This is a genomic window from Micromonospora maritima (assembly GCF_902825405.1).
GTDB lineage: Bacteria > Actinomycetota > Actinomycetes > Mycobacteriales > Micromonosporaceae > Micromonospora > Micromonospora maritima.
The window spans coordinates 12,891-27,090 of the sequence record NZ_CADEAU010000022.1 but is presented as its reverse complement, the minus strand read 5'-3'; the positions used below and the strand labels follow the sequence as shown (position 1 = coordinate 27,090).

15 protein-coding genes and 1 tRNA gene are annotated in these 14,200 nt (G+C 72.9%); 9 read left to right on the top strand and 7 right to left on the bottom strand.

The features are described from left to right. Positions 1-341: 341 nt before the first annotated feature. Entirely contained in the window at positions 342-1,136 is a 795-nt protein-coding gene (erm, locus tag HUW36_RS04860; protein ID WP_174527006.1) for an ErmE/ErmH/ErmO/ErmR family 23S rRNA (adenine(2058)-N(6))-methyltransferase, read from the top strand. 15 nt (positions 1,137-1,151) lie between these two features. Here the strand turns inward: erm and HUW36_RS04855 are convergent, their stop codons facing one another. Next, the gene (locus HUW36_RS04855; RefSeq protein WP_174527005.1) at positions 1,152-1,346 is read right to left on the bottom strand and encodes a DUF2795 domain-containing protein; all 195 of its coding nucleotides are present in this window, start codon (positions 1,344-1,346) and stop codon (positions 1,152-1,154) included. 79 nt (positions 1,347-1,425) lie between these two features. On the opposite strand from HUW36_RS04855, the gene HUW36_RS04850 reads away from it, so the two are divergent. Continuing rightward, the gene (locus HUW36_RS04850; protein ID WP_174527004.1) at positions 1,426-2,682 is read left to right on the top strand and encodes an erythromycin esterase family protein; all 1,257 of its coding nucleotides are present in this window, start codon (positions 1,426-1,428) and stop codon (positions 2,680-2,682) included. A 60-nt stretch (positions 2,683-2,742) separates the two neighbouring features. Here HUW36_RS04850 and HUW36_RS04845 read toward each other — a convergent pair whose 3' ends face one another. The 3 genes from HUW36_RS04845 to HUW36_RS04835 all read right to left on the bottom strand — a co-directional run bounded on the left by HUW36_RS04845 (position 2,743) and on the right by HUW36_RS04835 (position 6,191). Next, positions 2,743-4,926, bottom strand: a complete 2,184-nt coding sequence (locus HUW36_RS04845) for an MMPL family transporter (protein WP_174527003.1) — start codon at positions 4,924-4,926, stop codon at positions 2,743-2,745. A gap of 34 nt (positions 4,927-4,960) precedes the next feature. Beyond that, entirely contained in the window at positions 4,961-5,506 is a 546-nt protein-coding gene (locus HUW36_RS04840) for a TetR/AcrR family transcriptional regulator (protein WP_174527002.1), read from the bottom strand. 91 nt (positions 5,507-5,597) lie between these two features. Continuing rightward, positions 5,598-6,191, bottom strand: coding sequence for a PadR family transcriptional regulator (locus tag HUW36_RS04835; RefSeq protein WP_217428774.1), 594 nt, complete (start codon positions 6,189-6,191; stop codon positions 5,598-5,600). A gap of 56 nt (positions 6,192-6,247) precedes the next feature. Here HUW36_RS04835 and HUW36_RS04830 point away from each other — a divergent pair, with 56 nt between their 5' ends. Beyond that, entirely contained in the window at positions 6,248-7,426 is a 1,179-nt protein-coding gene (locus HUW36_RS04830) for an FAD-dependent oxidoreductase (RefSeq protein ID WP_174527001.1), read from the top strand. A 1-nt stretch (position 7,427) separates the two neighbouring features. On the opposite strand, the gene HUW36_RS04825 is transcribed toward HUW36_RS04830, so the two are convergent. Beyond that, positions 7,428-7,829, bottom strand: a complete 402-nt coding sequence (locus HUW36_RS04825; protein WP_174527000.1) for a winged helix-turn-helix transcriptional regulator — start codon at positions 7,827-7,829, stop codon at positions 7,428-7,430. Positions 7,830-7,935: 106 nt separating this feature from the next. Here HUW36_RS04825 and HUW36_RS04820 point away from each other — a divergent pair, with 106 nt between their 5' ends. Continuing rightward, positions 7,936-8,415: a cupin domain-containing protein gene (locus HUW36_RS04820; RefSeq protein ID WP_174526999.1), complete on the top strand. Its 480-nt coding sequence runs from the start codon at positions 7,936-7,938 to the stop codon at positions 8,413-8,415. Between the two features lie 56 nt (positions 8,416-8,471). Then, complete coding sequence (gene ligD, locus HUW36_RS04815) at positions 8,472-9,431, top strand: non-homologous end-joining DNA ligase (RefSeq protein ID WP_174526998.1); 960 nt, start codon at positions 8,472-8,474, stop codon at positions 9,429-9,431. Between the two features lie 45 nt (positions 9,432-9,476). Here ligD and HUW36_RS04810 read toward each other — a convergent pair. Together HUW36_RS04810 and HUW36_RS04805 are read right to left on the bottom strand one after the other, a co-directional pair. After that, positions 9,477-9,551, bottom strand: a tRNA-Arg gene (locus tag HUW36_RS04810). Between the two features lie 74 nt (positions 9,552-9,625). Next, positions 9,626-10,321 carry a winged helix-turn-helix domain-containing protein gene (locus HUW36_RS04805; RefSeq protein WP_099163851.1) on the bottom strand — a complete coding sequence of 232 codons (696 nt, stop codon included), beginning with the start codon at positions 10,319-10,321 and terminating at the stop codon, positions 9,626-9,628. 204 nt (positions 10,322-10,525) lie between these two features. Here HUW36_RS04805 and HUW36_RS04800 point away from each other — a divergent pair, with 204 nt between their 5' ends. The 4 genes from HUW36_RS04800 to HUW36_RS04785 are packed head-to-tail and all read left to right on the top strand — an operon-like array spanning position 10,526 to position 13,973. Next, the gene (locus HUW36_RS04800) at positions 10,526-11,080 is read left to right on the top strand and encodes a TlpA disulfide reductase family protein (RefSeq protein WP_174526997.1); all 555 of its coding nucleotides are present in this window, start codon (positions 10,526-10,528) and stop codon (positions 11,078-11,080) included. Between the two features lie 44 nt (positions 11,081-11,124). Then, a complete protein-coding gene (locus HUW36_RS04795; protein WP_246247885.1) occupies positions 11,125-12,939 on the top strand; it encodes an ABC transporter ATP-binding protein in 1,815 nt (604 codons plus the stop codon). 9 nt (positions 12,940-12,948) lie between these two features. Next, entirely contained in the window at positions 12,949-13,485 is a 537-nt protein-coding gene (locus HUW36_RS04790; protein ID WP_174526996.1) for a MauE/DoxX family redox-associated membrane protein, read from the top strand. Next, on the top strand, positions 13,482-13,973 hold the full coding sequence (locus tag HUW36_RS04785) for a S26 family signal peptidase (RefSeq protein WP_174526995.1): 492 nt from the start codon (positions 13,482-13,484) through the stop codon (positions 13,971-13,973). Before HUW36_RS04790 ends, HUW36_RS04785 begins: the two co-directional genes overlap by 4 nt. Positions 13,974-14,200 lie beyond the last annotated feature (227 nt).

The window sequence follows — 14,200 nt, the reverse complement described above, 5'->3', positions numbered from 1 at the left end:
ACCCGACCACCGGCCGCCGAGCCTCCCCGGCGCGGGCCCGGCCGGTCCCGCCACCTCCCGGAGGTGGTGTGCCCGATCGCGCCACCTCGCCGGTGGCGGCGTCGGGCGGTCACGGGCCACCCCACCTCGCCGAGGTGGCACGGTGGTCCGGCCGGTCCGCGTCCCGACCAATCCTCCAGGGCCGTCCGAGTCCCGATCCGCTCGGACCGCCCGACCGATCCACGCCGGCTCGACCGAAGCCGTCGGCCTCCGGCATGCCCCGCGGGGCCCGCCGGTTCCGGTGTGGACACCCGCGCAGCGGTCCGTACCCGTCGCCGTCCGGCGACAGACAGGACGAACCCGTGGCGCCCCGCCGACCCACCGCACGCGACCGGTCCCGTCGCGTACTGTCCCAGAACTTCCTCGCCGATCCGGCCGCCGTCACACGGATGGTCCGGGCGGCCCGACCCGACCCGGACGACCTGCTGCTGGAGGTGGGCGCCGGACGTGGACAGCTGACCCGGCCGCTCGCCGCGCGCTGCGGCCGGCTGGTCGCGTACGAGGTCGACCCGACCGTGCTGCCGGAACTGGCGGCGACCTGCGCGCGGCTGCCGCACGTCGAGATCCGGGCGGCCGACTTCCTGGCCGTGCCCCCGCCCGACGAGCCGTTCTCGGTGGTCGGCAACATTCCCTGGTCGCTGACCGCGGCGGTGGTCCGGTGGTGCCTCGCCGCGCCCGGACTGCGCGCCGCGACGCTGCTCACCCAGCTCGACTACGCCCGCAAGCGCACCGGCGACCACGGCCGGTGGAGCCGGCTGACGGTGTCCACCTGGCCCGAGTACCACTGGCGGTTGGCCGGGCGGGTGCGTCGGGACGCGTTCCGGCCGGTGCCGGCCGTGGACGGTGGCATCCTGCGCCTGGAGCGCCGCGCCGTGCCCCTGCTCCCGCCGGACGCGCTGCCCGCGTACCGGCGGATGGTGGAGTTGGGGTTCGGCGGCGTCGGCGGCTCGCTCGCGGCGTCGCTGCGCGCCGTCCGTTCCGGGCGGCGGGTGGACGGGGCGCTGCGGGCCGCCCGGGTCGCGCCGGACACCCCGGTCGGGCTGGTCTGGCCCGAGCAGTGGCTGGTGCTGTTCCGGCTGCTGCACGCGACCAGGTGACGGATGGGGTCCCGCCTAACGGGTCACCACCACCAGCGCCTCGCCCAGCTCCGCGGCGGTGCCGAACTCCTCGGCCGGCAGCGTCCGCAGCGTCTGGAGCGTCTCGGTGCTGGCGCCGTTCTCCTGGGCCCACCGGACCAGGTCCTCCCGGGAGACCGGGTAGTCGAGCCCGGCCAGGAACTCCTGCAACTGCGCGCCGCTGACGGTCATGCCGCGCGGCTACCCGCTGGGCGGGGCGGCATGCCCCGGACCGCCGGTTTGCCCCGACCGGTCCCGGGTAGCCGCGGGCATGCTGGTTCAGCGGCTCGGCGCGCCGAGCGACTTCGACCCCCTGCTGGAACGCGTCCGGGACGCCCGCATCGTGATGATCGGCGAGGCGACGCACGGCAGCTACGACTACTACCGGCTGCGGGAGCAGGTGACCCGGCGCCTCATCGCCGAGCAGGGGTTCGACTTCGTGGCGGTGGAGGGGGACTGGCCGGACTGCGACCGCGTGCACCGGTCCGTGGTGGGCGCGCCGGGCGGGCTGGCCGATCCGCTCGTCGCGCTGGAACGGTTCGAACGCTGGCCCACCTGGATGTGGGCGAACGCCGAGGTGGCCCGCTTCTGCCGCTGGCTGCGGGCCTGGAACCTGGAGCGGCCGGAGGGGGAGCGGGCCGGATTCCACGGCCTCGACGTCTACTCGCTCTGGGAGTCGATGCAGGCCATCTTCGACTACCTGGGCGAGGAGGATCCGGCCTCGTTGGAGGCGGCCCAGGAGGCGTACCGCTGCTTCGAGCCGTACGGCAAGCGGGTCGAGGAGTACGGGACGGCCAGCCGGTTCGTCTCCGCCCGGTGCGAGGAGGAGGTGGTCCGGCTGCTCGCGCGTACCCGGGAACAGGCCGCCGCGGACGGCCCGGACCGTTTCTCGGCCTGGCAGAACGCGGAGGTGGTGGCCGGCGCGGAGCGCTACTACCGGGCCATGGTCGGCGGGGGGCCGGAGTCGTGGAACGTCCGGGACATCCACATGGCGGACACGCTGGACCGACTGCTCGACCGGTACGGGCCGGAGGCGCGCGGCGTCGTGTGGGCCCACAACACGCACGTCGGGGACGCCCGGGCCACCGAGATGGCGGCGGACGGCATGGTCAACATCGGCCAGCTCGCCCGGGAACGGCACGGCCGGGACGCGGTGGCGCTGATCGGCTTCGGCAGTTGGCGGGGCAGCGTGATCGCCGCGCCGCGCTGGGGCTCGCCGGCCGAGACGATGGTGGTGCCGCCGGCCCGCGAGGGGTCGGTCGAGCACCGGCTGCACGAGCTGATGCCGGACCGGGCGGTGCTGGTCTTCGGCGGCGGGGACCAGCCGGAGTGGGTGACCGGCGAGGCCGACCACCGGGCCATCGGGGTGGTGTACGACCCGAGCTTCGAGTCCTGGGGCAACTACGTGCCGACCCGGCTCGGTGAGCGGTACGACGCGTTCGTCTGGTGCGACGAGACGACCGCGCTGCACCCGCTGCCGGCGCTGGTGACGCCCGGCGAGATGGAGACGTACCCGGCCGGTGTGTGAGGTGGGGCGTTGGGAGGGGCCCCCTGTTATGCGCCAGGCGTTAACAGGGGGCCCCTCCTTTCACCTCACCTCGGCGGGCTCGCGCTCGGCGAGGTGGGCGCGCAGGCCCTCACCCTCGACGTCCACGTTGGGCAGGATCTTGTTCAGCCAGCGCGGCAGCCACCAGGCGGCGTTGTTCAGCAGCGACATCACCGCCGGGACGATGGTCATCCGGACCACGAACGCGTCGATGGCGACGCCGATCGCGAGCGCGAAGCCCATCGACTTGATGATCGGGTCCTCCAGGAAGACGAAGCCGCCGAACACCGAGATCATGATGAGCGCGGCGGCGGTGACCACCCGGGCGCCGTGGCCCATCCCGTTGATGGTGGCCTGACGCGCGGTGTCGCCGTGCACGTAGTCCTCGCGCATCCGCGAGACCAGGAAGACCTCGTAGTCCATGGCCAGGCCGAACAGGATGCCGATGAGCAGGATCGGCAGGAAGCTGACCAGCGGGGCCGGGGTGTCGAGACCGACCAGGTCGGCCAGGTGACCCTGCTGGAACACCGCGACCGTGATGCCGAACGTGGCCGCCACGGTGAGCAGGAAGCCCAGCGCCGCCTTCACCGGCACCAGGATCGACCGGAACACCAGCATGAGCAGCAGCACGGACAGGCCGACCACCAGCAGCAGGTAGACCGGGAGGGCGTCGGAGAGCTTCTCCGACACGTCGATGCCGATCGCGGTGACGCCGGTGAGCAGCACCTCCGCGTTCTGGATGCCGGCGACCTGCTCGCGGATGTCGTGCACGACCGTCTCGGTCGCCTCGTCGGTCGGCCCGGTCTTCGGGATCACGCCGAGCAGCGCGGTACGGCCGGACGGGTCGCGCTGCGGCGGGGCCACCGCCAGCACCCCGTCGGTCTTCTGGATCAGCGCGGTGACCTGCGGCACGGCCGCCTGGGTGGCCTGCGGGGAGTCGGCCGTCACGACGACCGCGAGCCGGCCGGTGAAGCCGGGGCCGAAGCCCTCCTGGATCAGGTCGTTGCTGACCCGGGCCGGGGTGCCCTCGGCGGCGGCGGACGCGTCCGGCAGGGCCAGGCGCATGTCCTGGGCGGGGATCGCGAGCAGCCCGAGGCCGAGCAGGCCGACCAGGATCACCGGGACGCGGAACCGGGTCACCCAGTGCGCCCAGCGGAACCCGAACCCGGAGCGGTCCTCCGAGCCCGTGCCCGGGTCCGCGACCGCCTCCCGGTTGCGCAGCTTGCGCGGCAGCACCTTGCGGCCGGCGAAGCCGAGCAGCGCCGGGGCCAGGGTGATCGCCACCAGCACGGCGACGGTGACGGTGCCGGCGGCGGCCAGGCCCATCACGGTGAGGAACGGGATGCCCACCACGGCCAGGCCGGCCAGGGCCACCACGACCGTCGCGCCGGCGAAGACCACGGCGGAGCCGGCGGTGCCGACCGCCCGGCCGACCGCCTCCTCGGGGGAGAGCCCGTCGAGCAGGTTCTGCCGGTGCCGGGAGGTGATGAAGAGCGAGTAGTCGATGCCCACCGCGAGGCCGAGCATCAGCGCCAGGATCGGGGCGGTGCTGGTCAGCTCGACCGCGCCGCTGAGCGCGAAGAGGCCGGCCATGCCGACGCCGACGCCGATCAGCGCGTTCAGCATGGTCATCCCGGCCGCCACCAGTGAGCCGAACGTGATGATCAGGACGATCGCCGCCACCAGCACGCCGATCGCCTCGGTCGAGCCGACCTCCGGCTCGCCGTTGAGCACCTCACCGCCGGGTGCGACCTGCCAACCCTGCGCCTCGGCCTGCGCGCCGACCTTCTCGTACGCGTCGCGCTGCTCGGTCGTGACGTCGTCCGCCCGGCCGGCGAACTGCACCTGGATCAGCGCGTACCGGCCGTCGGGCGTGAGCGCCCGGGCCTGGTACGGGTCGACCGCGCCGACCACGCCGGGCAGCGTGGCCGCCTCCTGGGTGAGCTGTCCGACCACCGCCTGACCGGCCGGCGTGGTGAGCGCACCGTCCTGGGGCGCCTTCACCGCGATGGTGCCGGTCGCGCCGCTGGCCGCCGGGAAGCGGTCGGCGAGCAGGTCGATCGCCTTCTGCGACTCGGTGCCCGGCATGGTGAAGTTGCTCGCCGTCGGGCCCTTCAGGGTGGCCGCGGCCAGGCCGAGACCGACGAGTACGACGAGCCAGACGACGGCGACGAGTCGCCGCCGGCGCAGGGATGCCCGGCCGAGCCGGTACAGCAGGGTCGCCATGGACCTTCCTTCGTCCTCGGGGTGGACAGTGCAATCAGGTGGTGGGTTCGAGCGCGCGGTGCGCCACGGCGAGCAGCGCGGGTCGCAGCTCCTCGTCGGGGATGTCCAGGAACTCGCCGCAGGTCTCCGCGATTCCGGCGAGGACCACAAGCGCGGCGACGCGGGCCGCCGGCCGGTCGGAGAAGCCGGCGAAGGCGGCGACCAGCCGTTCGGAGATCTGCTGGATGTGCGCGAAGGCCGGCTGCTGGAGCAGGTCCGGGAACTCGCCCCGGAGCAGGGCGATCTCCCGGCGGAAGCCGACCGCCAGGTCGACGAAGCCCTCGGCGGCGACCCGCTGGGCGTCCGCGCCGGTGCGCCCGGCGAGGCGGGCGTCGAGTTCCTCCAGCATCGCGATGGCCGGGGCCATCAGCTCGCAGAGCAGGGCGTCCTTGCTGGCGAAGTGGTAGAGCACGGTGGCCTTGGAGCAGCCCACCTCGCGGGCGATGTCCTGCAACGAGGTGCCCTTGTAGCCGGTGACGGTGAACCGACGGGCCGCCGCGGTGAGCAGCTCGTCGTGGGTGGCCGGGGTCGCGCGTGCCATGTGGTCCAGCATGCCTGACCGATCGGTCAGCACCTGACCGATCGGTCAGAGCGCTTACGTGGCGTTCGCCACAGCCCCGTGTCGCCGCAGGTCAGGTGGCCGGGGCTCCGGTCCAGTCGGCGAGCCAGTCGCCCGACCAGGTGAGCACGCCCGAGCGCAGGTCGGCCACCAGGCCGCGGACCCAGTCCAGCTCGGTGCGGAGCAGGGCGAGCTGGTACTCGTCCTCGACCAGGAAGAGTCGCGGCAGGTCGACGGCGCCCAGCGCCGCCTCGCGTTCGCGCAGCCGCGCCTCGATCGCCTCGGCGCGCTGGTCGAGCCGTCGGGCCGCCTCCTCCGGCGGCAGGATGGGCAGGAAGGACAGGGCGGCGGGGAACTCGGGGAACTCCCGCGCGGGGGTGGCGAGCGCCTCGGCGAGCCATCCGTCGAGGGCGCGCCGACCGGCCGGGGTGAGCGCGTACACGGTGCGTTCCGGGCGACCCTCCGCGCGCGTGGTCTCCGCGACCCGGATCAGCTCGTCCCGGCGCAGCCGCTCGATGGCCTGGTAGATGCTGTTGCGCTGCGCGACGTTGACCACGTCCTGCTTCTCCCGCTCCCGGACGAGCTGCTGCATCCGGTACGCGTGCATCGGCTCCTCGACCAGGAGGGCCAGCACCATCATCGCCAGCGGCGAGCGACGAGCCGTCATGGGCCCACCCTAGGTGACCCCTGTTCCTGCATAGTCATTCTATGTATAGTCATCACATGACTAAAGCTCTCGTCGTCGGCGCGGGACTGGCCGGTCCGGTCGCCGCCATGGCGCTACTCCGCGCCGGGATCGACGCGGTCGTCCACGAGGCGTACGAACGGGACGCCGTCGGGGTGGGCGCGTTCCTCACGCTCTCGGTCAACGGGCTGGACGCGCTGCACGCCGTCGGGCTCGACGACCTGGTCGCCGGGCTCGGGCATCCGACCCCCCGGATGGTCATGCGGAACCACCGGGGCCGCCGGCTCGCCGAGTTCGCCGCGACGGGCAGTCGCACGGTCGGCCGCTCCGACCTCTACCGCGCGCTGCGTGACGAGGCGCTCGACCGGGGCGTGGAGTTCGTCCACGGATCCCGGCTGACCGGCGCCACGCCGACGGAGAGCGGGGTGACCGCCCGGTTCGCCGACGGCCGCACCGACCACGGCGACCTGCTGGTCGGCGCCGACGGGCTGCGGTCCCGGGTCCGGACGCTCATCGACCCGGCCGCCCCCGCGCCGCGCTGGGTGCCGCTGCTCAACGCCGGCGGGTTCGCCCGCGGGCTGCGCCTGCCCCACGAGCGGGGCACCATGCAGATGATGTTCGGCCGACGCTGCTTCTTCTGCTGGATCGTGGTGGGGGAGGACGAGGTGTGGTGGTTCGCCAACCCGCCGCAGTCGGTCGAGCAGAGCCGGGAACAACTCGCCGCGGTGGGCCCGGAGGAGGCCCGCTCCCGGCTGCACGCGCTGCTCGCCGACGATCCCGGGCCGGCGGCGGCCGTCCTCGACCACACCCCGCGGATCGAGTACGGCTGGCCCACGTACGACCTGCCCTCGGTGCCGGTCTGGCACCGCGACCGCATGATCGTCGTCGGGGACGCGGCGCACACCGCCGCGCCCTCGTCCGGGCAGGGCGCGGCGATGGCCTTCGAGGACGCCGTCCAGCTCGCCCGCTGCCTGCGTGACCTGCCGGACGTGCCGGCCGCGTTCGCGGCGTACGAACGGCTGCGCCGCGCTCGGGTGGAGCGGGTGGTCGCGCAGGGGCGGCGGACCAGCACCGCCAAGGTGGCCGGCCCGGTCGGGCGCCTGGTCCGGGATCTGGGCATGCCGGTGTTCGCCCGTCTGCTGGCGCGTAACGACGGCGCCGCGCAGGCCTGGCTCTTCGACCACCACATCGAGTGGGCGGAGCGGGTCCGGGCCTGACTCAGCCCGCCGAAGTCCCGTGCTGGCGGTCGTACGCGGTCCGGGCCGCGCTGATCGCCTCCCGGTGCCGCTCGGCCCAGCGGGTGAGCGCGACCAGCGACTCGTACAGTTCCCGGGCCATCGGGGTGGCGGTGTACTCGACCTTCGGTGGCACGGTGGGGTGCACGTGTCGGACCAGCAGGCCGTCGCGTTCCAGGTTGCGCAGCGTCAGGGTGAGCATCCGCCGGCTGATGCCCTCCACCCGCCGCTCCAGCTCGGTGAAGCGGACCGGGCCGGTCGAGGCGGCGATCAGGATGCCGATGCTCCACTTGCCGCCGACCCGGTCCAGCGCCTCCCGGACGGTGCACGCCCGCGCCTGGTCCGCCGCGCCGGGCACACACCGGTTCGCCTGTTCCTCACGCACGCCCTCATCGTCACAGGCCGAAGGTCCGGTGACAAAGCGCGGGGACGGGGCGGCGCCCCGACGGAAACGGACGTACGGTCGGGATTCCACCGGCAGAGGAGGGACCGTGACGTATCCACCGCCGCGCTACACCGGGGACCGGGGCGAGACGACCGCGACGATCCGACCGGCCGGGCACCCGCCGGAGCTGGTCAACCCGGGTGGCGGCTCGGCCGGCTACCTGGCCACCGGGGCGACCACCAACGGCCAGTTCGGGCTCTACCGGTGGGAGATGGGTCCGCAGCCGTCGGGTCCGGCCCCGCACTTCCACAGGTCCATCTCGGAGTCCTTCTTCATCCTCGCCGGGACGGTGCGCATCTACGACGGCCGCCGCTGGATCGACGCGGAGCCCGGCGACTTCGTGCACGTCCCCGAGGGCGGGGTGCACGCGTTCCGCAACGAGTCCGGCGAGCCGGCGTCGATGCTGCTGCACTTCGCCCCCGGCGCGCCCCGGGAGGGCTACTTCGAGGGGCTGCGCGACCTCGCGGACCGCAGCGAGGAGGAGCGCGCCGAGTTCTTCCTGCGGCACGACACGTTCTGGGTCTGACCGCCGGCGACCGTGTCGGGGTTGCCGAGCCGGGCCCGGCCCGGGAAGGTGGGCGGATGGGTGCCGCTGACGAGACCCGGGCCGGAGTGTCGCTGACCAACCTGGACCAGCCGCTGTTCGACGGGGCGGGCGCGACCAAGCGCGACCTGGTCGACTACCTCGACGCGGTGCACGGGCGGATCCTGCCGGAGCTGCGCGACCGGCCGCTGTCGGTGCTGCGGGTGCGGCCCGGTCAGGAGCCGTTCATGCAGAAGAACCTGCCGAAGTACACGCCGGACTGGGTGCGCCGCACCGACGTCTGGGCGGAGGCCTCGCACCGGCGCATCGCGTACGCCCTCTGCGACGACCGGCGGACACTGCTCTGGTTCGCCAACCAGCGGGCGGTCGAGTACCACCCGACGCTGGCCCGTGCCGGTCGGCCCGAGCACCCTACCCACCTGGTGCTCGACCTGGACCCGCCGGAGGGCGACTCCTACCCGGCGGCGGTCCGGGTCGCGCTGCTGGTGCGGCAGGCGCTCACCGACGCCGGGCTGGCCGGTGCGGTGAAGACCAGCGGCGCCAAGGGCCTGCACGTGATCGTGCCGGTGGAGCCGGCCACCACGGCCGAGGAGGCCGCCGCCGCGACCCGGGCGCTCGCGGCCCGCACGGAACGGCTCGACCCGGCGCTGGCCACCACCGCGTTCATCGTGGCCGACCGCGGCGGCCGCGTCTTCGTCGACTCCACCCGGGCGTACGGGGCGACGGTGGTGGCCGCCTACAGCCCTCGGATCCGGCCCGGCGCCCCGGTGTCGTACCCGGTCGGTTGGGCCGACCTGGAATCGGCGACGCCCGCCGACTTCACCGTGCGGACCGTGCCCGGGCTGCTGGGGGACCGGGACCCGTGGGCGGAGGCGTTGCCCGACCCGCAGCGGCTGCCGGACGACCTGGTCGCCGAGGGGCGCACCATCCCGGTGGCCCGGGTCCAGGCGATGCACGAGGGCAAGCGGCGGGCGAAGGCGCGTCGCGAGGCGGGCTGACCAGACGCGAAAGCCCGGGCGCTGCGGCCCGGGCTTCGACGTGTCTGGTGCCCCCGGCAGGATTCGAACCTGCGCCCCCGCCTCCGGAGGGCGGTGCTCTATCCCCTGAGCTACGGGGGCTCAGCGACCCGAGAAGAGTAGCAAACCCCTCCCCGGATCACCGAATCGGTATCCGCGAGTCGATCTTCGCCGGCTCAGGCCGCGGCGAGGGCGCGCCCGCAGCTCGGCAGCGGGTGCAGCACGATCCGACGGGGCAGCCGCCGGGGCCACTCGTTGCGCGGCCAGGAGCCGTCCACGATCAGGTGCACCGTGCGTTCCTCGGCGCCGCTCAACCGCAGGACGAAGTCCCGGGGCAGCGGCGGGTCCACCGACGGCGTGGTGACCATGAACCGCACCCGCCCGCGCGACGACACCGCCGACACGACGTCCGCGGCCGGCATGGTGCCCCGCAGCCGCACCCGGCCGATCCAGTAGACCTCCGCGGCGTGCTCCTGGGCCGCCCGGGTGATCGCCGGGTACTCGCTGCGTACCCAGCGCTCGACCGCGCCGACGCAGAGGCCGCAGGCGCGCTCGCGCGGCTCGCGCGGCCCCAGCCCCCAGGCCCGCAGGTACGCCCCGACGAGGCCGGCGTCCATGCTCAGCCCGAACCGGCGCTCGATGAGAGTGGTCAGGCTCTGGCGCGTCCAGAGCTCCTCGTCGATGCCGAACTCGTCGGGGTGGACGCCCCGCAGTACGTCGATCAGTTCGAGTTCCTGTTCGCGGCTGAGCGTTCCCGGCTCGCCCTGCCGCAGTCCGCGACGGACGGCTGCCACCGCTCCGTCACCGCCGATGGTGTGGCGTCGGCACCAGCTGGTCACCGACCGCCCTGCGTCTCTGAGTGCAACCCCCACGTCCTGCGCAACGAGCCCGAATCACAACTGGTCACGCATAAGCCAGCAACCTTCTCGTTCCTAACTTAGGTCTCATATAGAAGTGAACGGACAAAACGGTCATAGCTGGGACGAGGCCTGTACATGACGAGGTGTACGACGCTCGTAGCTCGGCGTGTAGCGGAGGTGCCTAGCGTGTCTCCACTGCACTGAGGAGGTCACCCGATGCCATACGTCGTTGGGGCGCTGGTCCTGGTTGGGGCTGTCGCCATGCTGAACCTGATCTTTACCCTTGGCGTCGTCCGTCGCCTCCGGGAGCACTCGCAACTGCTCGCGCAACCCCGCGGCGGCGGCAGCTCGAACGAGGGCCTGTTCCCCCCGGGCGAGCGGATCGACGACTTCACGGCCCGCACCGTGGACGGTGCGGTGGTCACCCGGGACGCGCTCGCCCGGGGCGTCGTCGTCGCCTTCTTCTCGCCGAACTGCCAGCCGTGCATCGAGAAGGTGCCCGACTTCGTCGAGTACGCGGCCGCGCAACCGGAAGGCGCCTCCCGCGTCTTCGCCGTGGTCGCGGCGGCGGACGACTTCGAGACGAAGGACATGGTCCGCCAGTTGTCCCCCGTCGCGACCGTGCTCGCGGCCAAGGACGGGCAGCCGATGCTCGATGCCTTCAAGGGCAGCGGCTTCCCCGCGATCTACGTGATGGGCGACGCCGGGGTCGTGGAGTCGGGTGGCCACACGCTCTCCCACCTCCCGGTCCTGACGCCCGCACGGGTCTGACCGCGCGGTCGGCCAGTGCTCGTGGGAACACGGACAGCCCGGTGGTGAGGACGTCCCTGGCGGCGGTGCGGCTCGCGTGGCGGGCCGCACCGGCGTTCGTGCTCTGCTACGGATGCGTGGTTCTCGGGCAGGCCGCCACGCCGGTGTCGGCCGCCTGGCTGATGAAGACGTTGATCGACCAGCTCGACCCGCGTCTCGGCGCCGGCGACCGGACGGTGCCGGTGGCCGTGGCGCTGACCGTGGTCGGAGTGCTGGCGGCGCTCCTGCCGCAACTCGAGCGGTTTCTCGGCGAGCACATCGGCCGCGCGACGGGCCTGCTTGCCCAGGACCGGCTCTACGCGGCGCTCGACACCTTCTCCGGGTTGGGGCGCTTCGAGGACCCGGGGTTCCAGGACCGGTTGCGGCTGGCCCAGCAGGCGGCCGGGGTGACGTCCACCCAGCTCGTCAGCGACCTGTTCGGGATCGTCGCCAAGATGCTGACGCTCGCGGGTTTCGTCACCGCCCTGTGTCTGATCAGCCCCCTGATGGTCGGGTTCGTGGTCGCCGCGGTCGTCCCGGTGATGCTCGCCGAGCTGGCGATGGCCCGCCAGCGGGCGGCGCTGGCCTGGGGGCTCAGCCCGGTCGAACGACGGGAGCTGTTCTTCAGCGGGTTGCTGTCGAGCCTGGAGGCGGCCACCGAGATCCGGTTGTTCAACATCGGGCCCTTCCTGCGGCGTCGGATGATCGGCGAGCGCACGACGGCCAATCGGGCGCGGAGCGCCCAGGAGAGACGCGAGCTTCGCACCCAGGCGCTGCTGGCGGTCCTCGCCGCCGCGGTCTCGGGCGGGGGGTTGCTGTGGGCGGTCGCGCGGGCGCGCGCCGGCGTGTTCTCGGTCGGTGACCTCACGCTCTTCGTGACCAGCGTCGGCGGGGTCCAGGCCGCGCTGAGCGCGTTGGTGCTCGTCATCGCCCGGAGCAACCAGCAACTGATGCTGTTCCGGCACTACCAGGACATCATCGAGGCGGAGCCCGACCTGCCCGTGCCGCCGCGACCCGCCCCGATCACCGCGCTGCGCCGGGGGATCGAGCTGCGCGACGTGTGGTTCCGGTACGCCGACGACCACCCCTGGGTTCTCCGCGGCGTCAGCCTGTTCATCCCGCAGGGCGCGGTGTTGGGGCTGGTCGGCCGCAACGGGGCCGGCAAGAGCACGCTCGTCAAGCTCCTGTGCCGGTTCTACGACCCGACCCGGGGCGAGATCCTCTGGGACGGCGTGGACCTGCGCCGACACGACCCGCGGGCGCTGCGCGAGCGGATCTCCGCGCTGTTCCAGGACTTCATGCACTACGACCTGTCGGCGGCGGAGAACGTGGCCGTCGGCGACATCCAGCGGCTCGATGACCGGGGTGCGATCGAGGAGGCGAGTCGCGTCGCCGGCTCCCATGCCACCCTCGCCGCGCTGCCCCGTGGCTACGACACGCTGCTCACCCGGATGTTCCGCACCTTCGGCGAGGACGACGACGACGCGCAGAGCGGCGTGCTCCTCTCCGGTGGGCAGTGGCAGCGGATCGCGCTGGCCCGCGCCATGTTCCGTGGCCGGCGCGACCTGATGATCCTCGACGAGCCCAGCGCCGGTCTGGACGCCGTCGCCGAGCACGAGGTGAACGACCTGGTGAAACGGCACCGGGCGGGTGCCACAGCGGTGCTGATCTCGCACCGGATGAGTTCGCTGCGCGACGCCGACGTGTTGGCGGTGCTGCGGGACGGCCGGATCGCCGAGGTCGGGAGCCACGACGAACTGATCGACAGCGGTGGTGATTACGCGGCGCTGTTCGAGACCCAGGCGTCGGGCTACTCGGACGTCCAGAGATCTCTCAGTTAGGACACGAATATGCAGTACGTGGAACTCCTCGGACGAACGGTCCTGGCACTGGTGTTCGTCGCCTCGGCGGTCGGCAAGCTCAAGAGCGGGGCGGCTTTCGTGGCCTTCCGGAGGGGCCTGGCGGACATGCGCCTGCTCCCGACGGCCGTGGTGCCGGCCGTGGCCGTCGCGGTCGTCACCGGCGAGGTCGTCGCCGTGGTGCTGCTCGGCCTCCCGGGCACGGGCACGGCCGGGCTCGTCCTCGCGCTCGTCCTGCTCGCCTCGTTCACGGCGGCCATCGCCGTGGTGCTGGCCCGCGGTACCCGCGTCTCCTGCCCGTGCTTCGGCGGATCCTCGGTGAGCTTCGGCCGCCGGCACCTGGTCCGTAACGGACTCCTGCTGGGCCTCGGGGTCGCCGCGCTGGTCGGGGGAACGAGTCAGGCGCCGCTCGCGGTGCCCGCCGCGTTGCTCTCGATGGCGGGGGCGGTGGTGATCGCCATGGTCGTGGTGACGTTCGAGGACATCGCCGACGTCCTGGCGCCGTCGCTCGGATCGGGAAACCGATGATCGGCTTGTGGTACGTGGTGCCGGTCTGCCTCGTGGCGGGTGCGCTCGTCCTCGCGCGTCGGCGTCTGCTGCTGGTGCAGGTGCTGGGCCCGAGCATGGAGCCGACGCTCCGTGAGGGCAGCCACGTCCTGGCGCGTCGACTGTCGGGTGCCACGCCGGCGACGGGTCAGGTCGTGGTGGTGTGCCAACCGCCGCCCTGGCACTCCGTCGCCTCGTGGCGGGCGGGTGAGCGGAGCGGCCCGGAGGGATTCTGGCCGGCGGGCAGACCCCAGCCGGACAAGCAGTGGATCGTCAAGCGGGTGGCGGCGACCGAGGGGGAGCCGGTGCCCCCGGAGTTCCACAGGTGGCGCGCGGAGCTGGGCGCCGTGGTGCCGACCGGGCAGATTCTGCTGCTCGGCGACAATCCGGATCGCAGTTTCGACTCCCGCCGATTCGGCTACGTGTCGACAGGAACGGTCCTCGGTGTCGTCCTCGGATCGGATCGATAACGCGAATACATGCGCTTCTGTGCAGCTGTTGAATTAATCGTTGTATCAGCCTGCTCTAGGGTTCAGGAAATTCCCCGACAAAGGAGGAAGATGTGAGGAACACCCTGGAGCGTCTCGGCGCGCGAATGCTCAGCCGGGTCGTCCCGAAGGTTCCGGCGCAGGCCAAGGTCTGCGCCTGTGACCCGGGCTCCTGCTACTGCCAGAACTACTCCATCCGCCAGGGCTGC

Coding starts and splice junctions, on each gene's coding strand:
- HUW36_RS04855 (WP_174527005.1), bottom strand. CDS start 1,346: ATGACCGTCAGCGGCGCGCAGTTGCAGGAGTTCCTGGCCGGGCTCGAC.
- HUW36_RS04845 (WP_174527003.1), bottom strand. CDS start 4,926: ATGGCGACCCTGCTGTACCGGCTCGGCCGGGCATCCCTGCGCCGGCGG.
- HUW36_RS04835 (WP_217428774.1), bottom strand. CDS start 6,191: ATGACGGCTCGTCGCTCGCCGCTGGCGATGATGGTGCTGGCCCTCCTG.
- HUW36_RS04830 (WP_174527001.1), top strand. CDS start 6,248: ATGACTAAAGCTCTCGTCGTCGGCGCGGGACTGGCCGGTCCGGTCGCC.
- HUW36_RS04790 (WP_174526996.1), top strand. CDS start 12,949: ATGCAGTACGTGGAACTCCTCGGACGAACGGTCCTGGCACTGGTGTTC.
- ligD (WP_174526998.1), top strand. CDS start 8,472: ATGGGTGCCGCTGACGAGACCCGGGCCGGAGTGTCGCTGACCAACCTG.
- HUW36_RS04840 (WP_174527002.1), bottom strand. CDS start 5,506: ATGGCACGCGCGACCCCGGCCACCCACGACGAGCTGCTCACCGCGGCG.
- HUW36_RS04800 (WP_174526997.1), top strand. CDS start 10,526: ATGCCATACGTCGTTGGGGCGCTGGTCCTGGTTGGGGCTGTCGCCATG.
- HUW36_RS04785 (WP_174526995.1), top strand. CDS start 13,482: ATGATCGGCTTGTGGTACGTGGTGCCGGTCTGCCTCGTGGCGGGTGCG.
- HUW36_RS04850 (WP_174527004.1), top strand. CDS start 1,426: ATGCTGGTTCAGCGGCTCGGCGCGCCGAGCGACTTCGACCCCCTGCTG.